We start from the raw sequence: 12,879 nt of genomic DNA, 5'->3' as shown, positions 1-12,879 counted from the left end.
TATGATTTTTAGTATTTTTTTGTGATTTATAGACAAAATAATATAAAAGCTTAATTAAAGGAGTGAAATTTACATGACTAAAAATAAAAAATCTTCCTATCCTCCAAACATGAGAAATTATCTTGATGCACCATTAAATACTCCAGAATCAAAATCTGAGTTAGACTCTGTAAAACTACCAGATAATGTTGAAGATGATATAGTTGTAAACAACATTTCTAATGCAGAATTTGATTATACATTTAATTGCGGTGCAGATATTCCTACTACAGAGGATGATGAATATTTTTAAATTTATCAAATTTAATATTTGAAAATAAAGGTGTTGGATTTTAAGTTTAATCTTCAACATCTTTATTTTTTTATGAATATTAAATTTAAAACAACAATTTTAAATTTATGTAAAAAATTTAAACTTATTTTATAATCAGTTTAATTTAATTATCTATACTGATATACTTTATAGTAAATTCATTCCATAATTTGTAATCTTTTTTTGTAAACGAGGTGATTTTATTAGAAGTTTTAAATTTATTTTAGTTTCTTTCTATTTAGTAATATGCATATTCTTTTCTGCTAGTTCAATATTACCTACAAAAGAAGAGATTTTAATAAGTAATTTTTTGAAAACTTTTTATGACTTTAAAAACAATTCACTTCCTACTTCAAAAGAGTATAATAAAAATTTTCCACATGATGATGTTTCTTATAAATTAAAAGATTATATGAGCGATTCTGCTTTTAATTCATTAATCTCTAGTGAACTTCAAAAAAAATATATTTTGCAATCATATAATATGGGATTTGATAGTAATTGTACTATTTTAAGAATAAATAAAATACCTAAAAGTAACACATATACCTTTCATATAAAAGTAAATGTGATTTTTTCTGACTTAGGATTGAAGGAATCCTACAATATAAAAGGTTCTTTAGTAATTGACACCTTAAATAATTTACCTAAAATAGCATCTTATACCAATATAAAAACGCCTTCTATTGGCACTAGTACAACTTTGTCTAAATTAGTTTAAATCATTGTATGCCTTTGTATAAAGTTGTATAATATACAAATATGAATAAACTTAAGTGTTCTAATTTAGATATTGATAGATATGAACTGGAAAGGGGTTTTTATGACAACTTTACTTATAATTATTTTAATATCACTAGCTTTAGTTCAGTTTTATTTTGCTTTTTTCATGCCTTGGAAAAAACTTGCTGATACTTATGAAGCCAGTGGTGCAACTATTAAAAATAAATCTAACTTTATTAAGAGCCAAAAAATATTACACTTTTTAGTTGGAGTTTCTGTTTTTATAATAACATTTATAGGTTATAAAAATAACTTTCAATTAGATACAAAGTTGACTATAGCTTTAATTACAATGATGGTTCTTTGTGTACTCCCATCATTAAATAAAAAACTTCACATAAAATTTTGATTAAAAATTTTTAATTTGTATAAAGAAAATGGAAACTACATTTTGTAGTTTCCATTTTCTTTATATATTATAAAATTCTAAGAATGATTTCATAGCATAAGTGTGATCATCTACACCTGCAAGCTCTCTTATAGAGTGCATTGATAATGTAGGATTTCCTATATCTACTGAACGAATATTTAAATGTGTTGAATTTATTGGTCCTATAGTTGTACCACCTCTAGCATCTGAACGATTTACAAATTTTTGTACTGGTACCCCAGCTTTTTTACATACCATTTCATATACAGCATCTGAATCAGCATCTGTTGTATATGCTTGATTTGCATTAATTTTTATAACTGGTCCTTTATTTATAAGTGGTCTACTTGTTGGATCATGTTTTTCTGGTGCTGCTGGATGTACAGCATGTGCATTATCTGCTGATATTATATAAGATTTTGCTAATGCTCTAAAGAATCCTTCTCTATCTTTTCCTAAAGATAGTACAATTCTTTCTAAGATATTAGATAACATATCTGAATCTGCACCTTGTTTTGTAGCACTACCTATTTCTTCGTTGTCATAGCATACCATCACATTTGTTGCTTGTGTTATATTAGATTTTACTAACGCATTTATACCAGCATGAACCATTTGTAAGTCATCTAATCTTCCCATTGATATAAATTCATCATTTAATCCCACTATAGATCCTTTTTCATATTCATAAAGATATAAATCAAAGTCTATAATCTCTTCTTTATTAACTTTTAATTCTTCTGCTAATAAATTTATTAAATAATTTCCTTTTTCTAGTTTTTCATTAACTAATGATAATACTGGCAAAGTATCTTTTTGAGCATTTATCTCAAAACCTTTATTTATTTCTCTATTCATATGTATTGCCATATTAGGTATTATTAATAATGGTTTATTTATATTAACAAGTTCTGTTTTTGGAAAAAGAATATTATCACTTTTTAATATAACTCTTCCTGCAATTCCTAGTGGTCTGTCAAACCATGTGTTTAATATAGGACCACCATATACTTCTGTATTTAATCTTACATATGAATTTTCAACTGTCATTTCACAATTTGGTTTAACTCTAAATGTTGGTGAATCTGTATGTGCACCTATTAATTTAAATCCCTCTTGTTCTATTTCACCTTTACCTACTGTAAATGCTATAAGTGCAGAATTATTTTTAGTTGTGTAGTATTTTCCACCTTTTTCTAACTCCCATTTAGAACATTCACATAATTCAGTAAAGCCTTCTTTGTTTAATACTTCTTTTACATTTTTTACTGCGTGAAATGCTGTTGGACTCTCATATAAAAAGTCTATAAGTTCTTTTGCAAATTCTAATTTTGTACCCATAATTTACACCTCGTTAAAAAATTTATTCAATTTTAGTATAACATATTTATACATTTTTTTAATTGTTTACATTTTCATTATATAGTGTAATTTATAGTATTATTACTTTGTTTTCTTCAATTTGCTTATTTTAACTTTAAATTTTATATATTAAAATAATTTAGAATAAAATAATATTTTTAAAACATCTGAGATATTATATTAGTGTGCTATAATTTATTAAATAACATTAAAATTAATTTGGAGGAAAAATATGTTTTCTAAATTACTTGTAAAAAAATTCATTAAAAATTCTGATGATGTAAAAAATAAATCTGTAAGAGAAAGTTATGGCTATTTAGGTGGAATTATTGGTATAATTATTAATTTTCTCCTTTTCATAATTAAACTTTCTGTTGGTTTATTTAGTAATAGTATTTCTGTTATAGCTGATGCTTTTAATAACTTATCTGATGTAGGTTCTTCTCTAATTACTATTTTTGGATTTAAATTAGCTGGAAAACCTGCTGATAAGGAGCACCCATTTGGCCATGGTCGTATTGAGTATATATCGGGATTAATTGTTGCATTCCTTGTAATGTTTGTAGGTTTCCAATTTATTTCTACTTCTGTAGATAGAATAAAAAACCCTACTAATATTAAATTTGCTTTAATTCCATTTATATTAATATTAATATCTATACTATTCAAACTTTGGCTTGGTACATTTTATAGATACATAGGTAACAAGGTAAATTCATCAGCATTAAAGGCTACATCTGTAGATGCTTTTAGCGATGCAATTTCTTCTAGTACAGTTGCACTTGCTCTATTTATATCTAACTTTACAACGTTGCCTGTGGATGGTTACATGGGTGTTATAGTTGCTTTAATAATTCTTTATGCTGGTTTTAACTTAATTAAAGATACTTTAAACCCATTACTAGGCTCAGCACCTGAACCTGAACTTGTAGAAAGTATACAAAAGTCAGTTTTAAGTTATGATGAAATTTATGGTGTTCATGATTTATTAGTTCATAATTATGGTCCTGGAAGAATTATCGCTTCCATTCACGCAGAGGTTCCTTGTGATATTTCAGTTGTTAAAATTCATGAAATAATTGATAGAGCTGAAAAAGAAGTTTCTAATGAATTAAATATTTATTTAATAATTCATATGGATCCTATAAATACTGACAGCAATGAAATTTTACAAGATAAACAACTTGTAGAAGAACTTATAAAAGATTTTGATATAATAAAATCTTTTCATGACTTTAGAGTTGTTGGTGAAGGAGATATAAAAAATTTGATATTTGATGTGGTTATAGATTCTCATATACAGTTTTCTAACTCTGATGAACTAAATCTAATAAGAAAATTAAATGAAAAAATAAAAGAAGCACATCCTCATTATAATCTTCTAATTACATTAGATAGAGATTATCTTGGAATTTAACTTAAAATTATATTATTTTCTTTATAAAAAATATATGGAATATTAAATTCTATATATTTTTTTATTTTACAATACACTTGAAAAATGTATATTTTATGTAAATTTTTATAATTTCAGAATATTTTGTTTTTAAATTCATTTATTTTCTGATAATATTTTATTTGTACTGTTAACTTTTTACTGATTTAAGAATACTATATTATGTAAATATTTATAATTCAATTTATGAACATAGAGTTTTATTAAAAATTTAAAATTTTTCACTATAATAATTTTTAAACATATATATTTATCTCACATTTTGCATAAATTAAATACAATGGTTTTAAAATAAAGTTAGGCATTTAATTAAGTATTTTAAAATCTAATTCTTATACTCTATGTTTATAATTCATTTAGTTACTTACGAATAGAGGTGTTATGTTATGTCAAAAAAACAAAAACATTACTTTTTAGGTGGAAATACATCTAATGGATTTTATTCTCATTACAAATATATACTTCCTCAAGAGAAAGCAAGAAGAATTATTTGCTTAAAAGGTGGTCCTGGAACCGGCAAATCATCTCTTATGAAAAAAGTAGGAAATTTATTTCTTGAAAAGGGATATAATGTTGAATTTCATCATTGTTCGTCAGATAGCAATTCCTTAGATGGTGTTGTAGTTAACGGACTAAACATTGCTATTTTAGATGGTACTTCTCCTCACGTTGTAGATCCTATAACTCCTGGAGCTATTGATGAAGTTCTAAACCTAGGACAATTTTGGAATGAAGAAGGTTTTAAAGAAAGCAGAGATAAAATAGCTTCAATTCAAAAACAGATAGGTAACAATTTTAAGCGTGCTTATAGATTTTTAGCTGCTGCTAGAAATGTATATGAAGATTGGTATACATTTAATAGCGAAGCATTAGATTTAAACGAAATAAATATTTTAAAGGAAGATTTAAAGAATTTTATCTTCAAAACAAAAGTATCAAATTTAGGTTATGATAGACATTTGTTCTCTACTGCTTTTACCCCTGGAGGTGTAATAAGCTTCATTCCAAATTTAATAGAAGATGTTGAAAATGTATATATCTTAAAAGGTGGACCTGGAACATGTAAAACAGAAATATTATCTTACTTAGCAGATGAAGCAGTCCGCAGAGGTTACTATGTAGAAGTTCTTCACACTCCTCTTATGCCTGAAAAAATAGAACATGTATTAATTCCTGAACTAGATACAGCCATTGTTACTTCTAATGAAATAAATAAATTATCAACTACTGGTATTGTCTATGATTTAAATAACTTTTTAGATGAAACCTTTATGAAAGAAAATAAAGATGAAATAGATTATGTACGAAATACTTTTTATATTTTATTAAATAAAGCTTTATCATGTATAAATGGTTCTAAAGCATTACATGATGACTTAGAAGCTCTTTATATACCTAATATGAACTTTGAAAAAATTAATAATGCTTCAGAAGAATTAATTCAAAGACTTTTAAAATATGAAAAAGATTATTTGTCTGAATTACAATAAAACATTATTAACTTTTAACTTGTTATATTCACTTTAAAACTCTTATAATTAATTTAAAATAGAAATAGCCATAATTATTAATAATCATGGCTATTTCTATTATTTTTTTAAACTTTTTTCAACTTCCTTTTCTGAAGCTTTTGTAATTTCACTTGGATATCCTAAATATTTTAACAATTTTATAGCATTTCCTGTTTTACATACTCCATTTTTCATTTTATAATCAAATACTAATCCTTCATTTTCATCTACATCTTCACAGAAGTAATAGTGTTCATATTTATCTTCAGCTACTTCTGTAAGTTCTATATCATGTGTTGCAACTATTGATATTGCATTTCTTTCCATTATATATTTTATTATTTCTTTTGATGATGCTATTCTTTCAACTGGATTTGTTCCCCTAAATATTTCATCTATCATACATAATGCTGTTACATCATCGTTTATTGAATTCAATATCTTAAGTAATGCTTCACACTCACCTAAATAATAGCTTTTTCCTGTGTTCACATCATCTGAAATGCTAAGTGATGTAAAAATCCTTAAAAAGCTAGCATTATAATTCTTAGTTAAAGTTGTATAAAAGGTTTGAGCAAGTAATGCATTAATCCCTATCATTCTTAAGAACGTAGATTTACCTGACATATTAGAACCTGTTAAAACTATTCCTTTTTTATCTAAAGTTACACTATTAGAAACTGGTTCAGCTATCAACGGATGTACACCACCTTCTATAGATATGTATTGATTCTTCTGAGCAAAGTTAGGTTTTGAGTAACAAGAAACCCTTTCTCTATAACTTGCCATAGATATAAGTGCATCAATTTCACCTACTAATTTATATAACCTAATAAGACTTTCCCTTTCAGATTTTATTGTGTCTATAACATCATAGTATCCCCTTATTTTAGTTAGAAATAAAATATTAATATATTCAATTAATATATCTGCACCTCCGGTAGCTGCTAAATATACTGACTTTTTCTCAATTTTCCCTAATGGTTTTATGAACTCTTTTATTCTTTTTCTATAATCACTTATTTCATCATTATTAATGTTTGAAATTCTCTTAGCTACTGTTATTAATCTTCCTGCATAAGCTATTGAATTCACTTCTTCTTCTATTTCTTTAGCCGATTTATAATGAATAAATACATTTAGAAAAAATGTAAATAATACATATTGATATGCTCTAGCCCCTATAAAAAAGCATGATATTATTGCAACTACTGGTAATATTGCTGCTACATTACATAGCACTTTTTTTAATTTATTAACTTCTTTTTTACTATTAAATAAATTTATTATCTGTCCTTTATTTTGTTTTCCTAGACCTAATAAAATAACTTGTAGTTTTTCTCTTAACTCATAGTTATTATTAAGCATTTCTATTTTTTCATCTCTTATCTTTAATTCGTTTTCTTCTATTTTAGGTGTCCTCAACATGTAATATAGTATTTGTTCTCCAGCAGTTGTGCCTGTAATATTTATTTCTTTAAATACATCATCTAAGTTTAAATCATTGCATGTTTGCTCATCTAAAACATAAAAATCTTTTTCATGTAAATCTTCAGTACTTATATTCTCAAAAAATTTCTTAACTTTCTTTAAGTCAACTTTTTCAGCATCATTATATGGCCATCTTTCAGATACATATATAATTCTTTCCTCAAATTTTTGTTTTTTATAAAAATAAATACTTAATACTATAAATATTGCCGTAACAATAAAACCTATTTGATAATAAATACTGCCTTTCTCTCTACCTAAGTATAATGTCCCAACAAAACATCCAATTGTTATACCTATCATAAACATAAATAATGTTTTAAGTATCATTATCTTATTCTTCATAAATATCATCTCCCATCTAATATGCAAAAATAATAATTAAATTTAACTATTATTTTTAACTTTTCTTATATTTAATTTAATAACAACCTTCAAAGTTGCAATAAATTTTTGTATCATTTTTTAGAAATAAAAGATTGCATATTAATTTTACCATATATTCATAGGGTTCCAAGTTAGAATTAAAAATAATTTCTTTATCATCAGCTTTTCAAATTTATAAGTCATTCTTAATTTTAAATAAAAATTCAACTAAAACAAGAGTAATTTCCTTTTTAATCTTAGAGCTCTATACATATAATAAAAGTTATTGTATAATAATATTTTTATTATAGATATTTAAAATATGGAGGTTTACTTTTATGTTTGAAATAATAGAACGTGATTTAGAAGAAATTTTAAAGGAAAAAATTAAAAGTTGTGATTTTGCCATTAGTAATATAGATTCCCTTGACAGTACAAAACATATGGATAAAGTTTTTTTATCTAGAGCTCAATTTAAATTTACATTAATAAAAGACTTTAATTATGATGATACATATAAATCTGTTTTAGATGATGTAAATGAAGCATTAAAAATTAATCCAAATAGTTTAGATGGTAAAAAACTTAAAATTGAACTTGAAGAACTCTTAAATAATTATAAATAGAAATATTTAATTTTTTCTAAGTATTTTTATTTATACTAAATTTTAAAACATATTTCTACTGTTTTCAAATTTAAATATGACAATTTTTTTATACTTTTTACAAATATTTTATTTTATTATACTGAATATTGTGATATATTATGTTTATACAATGCTAAAATAAGCTTAAAACTTATTTTAAGGCAACTGATTTTTTCCATTACTGATTAAAAAAATAATAAGGTTTTACCTTATTATTTTTTTATATACAATGTATTTTTTTATATTTAAACCCTATAAATGTTATTTTATCTATTTCATTTTTTAATTATTATATTAACAAAATATGTATTGTGATATGATAATTTTGATGTTGTTAAGATATGAAAATAAAATACTTATTTTATTTTTACATGTTTATTATTATAAGCAAACATAATTCTATGCACAAATTTACCCTAATATTATGTAAATAGGATGAGATTTTAAACTCTCATCCTATTACCTTATTGTTTTGATATTGTTGCTAATTTGTGTAATGCTCTTGTTGCCATTACATAATTTAACTTTTTCATATTAGAATACTTATTTTCATCGTTCTCGTCTGTTTTAACAATTATAACTCCATCAAACTCTAAACCCTTAGCATAGTATGATGGCATTATTGTAAGTCCATGAGTATAATTTATATGCTCTTTTGTAATTAACTTATAATTCAACTTATTAAATAACATATTATTTAACTGCTCTGCTTCTTCCTCATTATAAGTTATAATTGCTATATTTTCTAACTCTTCATTTCTCATATTTTCTATAATATTTAATATTTTATCCATAAATTCTTGATTACTATTAGTGCTTACTTTTTCAACTGGCTCTCCAGCTCTAACTAATGGTACTATATCACTATCTTCTAGAAAACTATTTGCATATTCCATAATCTCTTTAGTAGATCTATAGCTTTTTTCTAATTTATATTCACTTATATTTAAATCTTTTATATATTTTTCTAATGTAAGCATTGCACTTGAACTAGTAAGTGGTAATAATCTTTGATTTGTATCTCCCACAATAGTAAATGAGTTACATTTTGTAAGTTCTTTTACTGCTATAAATTGTAATGGAGAATAATCCTGTGCTTCATCTATTACAATGTGTTTAACTTCATTTTTTAATTTAAATCCTTCTAATTTTACTTTTAAATATAATATTGCAGCTAAATCACCTTCAAACAGTTCTTTATTATCATTTAACTTATTGTATATTTCTAATACACTTGGACTATTTAAATAATTAAGAGATTTTTTTAGTTCAATTACATCTTTTAAAAGTTCTCTAATTTCTAATTTCCTATTAAATTCTATATTATTTATTTCAAGTTCTAGTTCATCTTTTGAAAGACATTCTTTCATCTTACTAAATTTTTCTTCTATAACCTTAAATTCTTCATTTCTTATATCTTTAATTTTAGAATAAATTATTCTTTTTATTTTTTGACTTCTTTTAAATAAAGGCATATTAACAAAATATTCATTGAACATTTTGTTCATTTCATCATCATCTACTACTACTTTTTCTCTTAGCTTTACATATTTGCATTCATAAAAACTTTTATTTAAATTTGAAATATAATTATCTAACTCTTCTTTAAAATCTAATGATGATTTATATGCTATTTCTTTTTCAAAGTTTTCATCTCCATTTAAAACTTTTTCCATAACATCTTTCAGTGATAATACATCTTCAGTATCTATTATTTCAGATGCAAAGTCCAAGAATGTACATTGCTTCACGCCACTCTCGCCCAAGCTTGGCAACACTTCTGATATATAATCCATAAATATATGGTTAGGTCCTAAAATTAATACTTTATTTTCAAAGATTTGTCTATTGTTATATAAAAGATATGCCACTCTATGAAGTGCTATTGTCGTTTTTCCACTTCCAGCTACTCCATCAACTACAACCGCTTTATATTTATCTTCTCTTATAATTCTATCTTGTTCTTGTTGAATAGTCATTACTATATCTTTAAGCTTCTCTGAGGAATTTTTACTAAGAACCATTTGTAATATATCATCATCTACATTCATATCTGAATCAAACATACCATTTAAAATACCTTTTTTTACAATGTATTGCCTTCTTCCAAGTATATTAACATCAACATCTCCCATAGGTGCACTATATTTAGCTTCTCCTAATGATCCATGATAAAATAATGATGCTACTGGTGCTCTCCAATCTACTATTACTGGTTCGAAACGCCCTTCTGGAGTTACACCAAATCTTCCAAGGTATATTTTGTCTATTCCAAAATCTTCTTCACTAAACTCAACGCTTCCAAAGTATGGTGAATATTTTAATATGTTTAGTTCTTTAAGTTTTCTGTCTATAGTAGTAAATGCTTCTTCTTTTACAAACCTTTCGTGATCAAAGTATTCTATTATTTTATCTTCATCTTCTTTATATTCATCAATAATATTTTTTCTATACTGTACTATATAATCAGTTATTTGTTTACGCTTTTCTAAATAAGACAATGTTTCGCTATTTATAATTTCAATTACATCTTTTAATTTTTCTTTTTCGATTTCAAGCTCTAATTCTTTTTTTAATTCTTCATTCAATTCTTTATTAGACATATCATCATTCCTTTCTACAAGAAGAAATTTTCACAAGTATTTTACGCTTGTAAATAACTACTATTTAGACATGTTCAAATTGATTCTTTTAGTATATATAATTTCCCTTTAAACCTCAAGACTACAAATTTATATGTATTTGTGATATAATTATATATAGAGATAGTGTTTATATTTTTAAACTACTCTTATAATTTAAATTCTATCAAATTTTTGTCAAAATATACACTCTTATAGTTCAAATCTTACACTATTTTCTCAATATGTTATATTTTATAAAATTAACTTACTCATAAAAGCACATAATAATTTAATTTTAGTCTAAACTCTATTTATTTATATTGAAAAAAATAATAGGGAGAATACATCCCCCCTATAAATTATTACTTTTAAATTTCTTTCCAATATTTTATATCTTTTATACCAAGCCCAGGTTCATCTGTTAGTATAATTCGATTTTGATCAAAAGTAACGCCCCCTACAATAGGCTCATCCTCAAATTGAAGCATTGTGTCTAAATCAGAAGTTATCATATTCCCCTTTGCTGCTGCTATACTTGCTGCTGCTGTTATTCCTATTTTACTTTCAATCATACATCCCATCATACATTTTATACCCATGGTATCCGCCATATTATAAATTTTAATTGCATTATGAATACCACCACTTTTCATAAGTTTTAGATTTATATAATCACATGTTCTATTTTGTATAACTCTAAATGCTTCTGCTGTAGAATATCCAAATACTGATTCATCCGCAAGTATCATAGTGTCTACATTGTCTTTTACTTGTTTCAATCCTTCTACATCCCAATACTTAACAGGTTGTTCTACAAATTCCACATTTAATTCTGCTTCTTCAAACTTTCTAATTATCTTTATGGCTTCTTTAGGTGTCCATGCTTCGCTTCCATCTATTCTCAGTCTAACAGACTTTTTAATAGCTTTCCTTATAGCTTTAACTTTCTCAACATCCTCATCCAATGTTCCAAATCCTAATTTTATCTTTAAACTTGTATATCCTTCAAGCATTGCGTGAAGTGAATTTGATACCATATTTTCCAAACTATCGTGGAATATAGTTATATCTGTTAATGTTTCTTTTTGCGTTCCGCCTAAAAACTTATACAATGGTATATTATATTTTTTTCCTAATAAATCATATATGGCTATGTCTATAGCTGCCTTTGCACTTGGATTTCCTTTTATACACATATCCATATCATTCATAACCCTATCTATAGACATAATCTCTTTACCTTTAATATACTTTTCTATATATTTTATAGCTGCTATAATAGAGTTTTCTGTTTCTCCTGTTATCATAGGAGCTGGAGCTGCACTTCCATATCCCACCATACCTTCTTCTGAAATTATTTTTATAACTACCTCTTCTGATGATTTAATTTCCCTGCTTGGCAGCTTATATAATTTCTTTAAAGGCATATCTAATTTTCCTATTTTTATTTCTTTTATTTTCATAAAACCACCCTTAAAACTTTTAAACTATTTACATATTTAATTATTGTAAATTAAAATTATTATATAATCATTTCTAATTATATAAGACGGCCTCCATTTTTATTACAAAATTTATTATTTTATTTTTAGATAAAAAAATATACATTTTCACAAACTACTAAAATAATTAATAATTTTAAGTTATTCTGTGTAAAATGTAAATAAATATTATAAAGCTTAACTCAAAAAAGTTTAAAATTATAACAGATGAACATATATTAATAGCCGTTTTTTTGCTAACACACACAAATGAAAACCTACATTCATCATCGCACTTAAATGCTCTTTTTAATTGTATCTTAGCAGTAATAAAACTAACTATAATAAGGATTAAACTTATTATACCCCAGTTATCAATATTAGAAAATAACAAGAGTATTGTAATAGCTAATGATACTAAAGATAATATTAACATGTTACCGCTCTCCATAAATTTTTAATATTTAATAAATAT

The 12,879-nt window shown here is 24.9% G+C and carries 10 protein-coding genes; 6 read left to right on the top strand and 4 right to left on the bottom strand.

Annotation, left to right across the window (positions count from 1 at the left end; genetic code table 11):
- Positions 1-73 precede the first annotated feature (73 nt).
- The 3 genes from AC07E4_RS06440 (at position 74) to AC07E4_RS06430 (ending at position 1,445) form a co-directional block, all read left to right on the top strand.
- Entirely contained in the window at positions 74-292 is a 219-nt protein-coding gene (locus AC07E4_RS06440) for a hypothetical protein (protein WP_034439309.1), read from the top strand.
- A 331-nt stretch (positions 293-623) separates the two neighbouring features.
- The gene (locus AC07E4_RS06435) at positions 624-1,034 is read left to right on the top strand and encodes a hypothetical protein (protein WP_034439311.1); all 411 of its coding nucleotides are present in this window, start codon (positions 624-626) and stop codon (positions 1,032-1,034) included.
- A 102-nt stretch (positions 1,035-1,136) separates the two neighbouring features.
- Positions 1,137-1,445 (top strand): hypothetical protein, encoded by a 309-nt coding sequence (locus AC07E4_RS06430; RefSeq protein ID WP_034439312.1) that lies wholly within the window; start codon positions 1,137-1,139, stop codon positions 1,443-1,445.
- A gap of 60 nt (positions 1,446-1,505) precedes the next feature.
- Here AC07E4_RS06430 and AC07E4_RS06425 read toward each other — a convergent pair whose 3' ends face one another.
- Positions 1,506-2,807, bottom strand: coding sequence for a M18 family aminopeptidase (locus tag AC07E4_RS06425; RefSeq protein WP_034439314.1), 1,302 nt, complete (start codon positions 2,805-2,807; stop codon positions 1,506-1,508).
- Positions 2,808-3,060: 253 nt separating this feature from the next.
- On the opposite strand from AC07E4_RS06425, the gene AC07E4_RS06420 reads away from it, so the two are divergent.
- Both AC07E4_RS06420 and AC07E4_RS06415 read left to right on the top strand, forming a co-directional pair.
- Positions 3,061-4,245 carry a cation diffusion facilitator family transporter gene (locus tag AC07E4_RS06420; RefSeq protein ID WP_430828879.1) on the top strand — a complete coding sequence of 395 codons (1,185 nt, stop codon included), beginning with the start codon at positions 3,061-3,063 and terminating at the stop codon, positions 4,243-4,245.
- Positions 4,246-4,670: 425 nt separating this feature from the next.
- Positions 4,671-5,774, top strand: coding sequence for a PRK06851 family protein (locus tag AC07E4_RS06415; protein ID WP_034439318.1), 1,104 nt, complete (start codon positions 4,671-4,673; stop codon positions 5,772-5,774).
- A 99-nt stretch (positions 5,775-5,873) separates the two neighbouring features.
- Here AC07E4_RS06415 and AC07E4_RS06410 read toward each other — a convergent pair whose 3' ends face one another.
- Entirely contained in the window at positions 5,874-7,631 is a 1,758-nt protein-coding gene (locus AC07E4_RS06410; protein WP_478215978.1) for a MutS-related protein, read from the bottom strand.
- Between the two features lie 359 nt (positions 7,632-7,990).
- On the opposite strand from AC07E4_RS06410, the gene AC07E4_RS06405 reads away from it, so the two are divergent.
- Positions 7,991-8,278: a hypothetical protein gene (locus AC07E4_RS06405; protein ID WP_034439322.1), complete on the top strand. Its 288-nt coding sequence runs from the start codon at positions 7,991-7,993 to the stop codon at positions 8,276-8,278.
- Between the two features lie 485 nt (positions 8,279-8,763).
- On the opposite strand, the gene AC07E4_RS06400 is transcribed toward AC07E4_RS06405, so the two are convergent.
- Both AC07E4_RS06400 and AC07E4_RS06395 read right to left on the bottom strand, forming a co-directional pair.
- Positions 8,764-10,902, bottom strand: coding sequence for a HelD family protein (locus AC07E4_RS06400; RefSeq protein WP_034439323.1), 2,139 nt, complete (start codon positions 10,900-10,902; stop codon positions 8,764-8,766).
- Between the two features lie 389 nt (positions 10,903-11,291).
- On the bottom strand, positions 11,292-12,386 hold the full coding sequence (locus AC07E4_RS06395) for a mandelate racemase/muconate lactonizing enzyme family protein (RefSeq protein WP_034439325.1): 1,095 nt from the start codon (positions 12,384-12,386) through the stop codon (positions 11,292-11,294).
- Between the last annotated feature and the right edge of the window lie 493 nt (positions 12,387-12,879).

It is taken from the genome of Clostridium amazonense (assembly GCF_056431285.1).
This window is presented reverse-complemented; position numbering and strand designations above follow the sequence as displayed.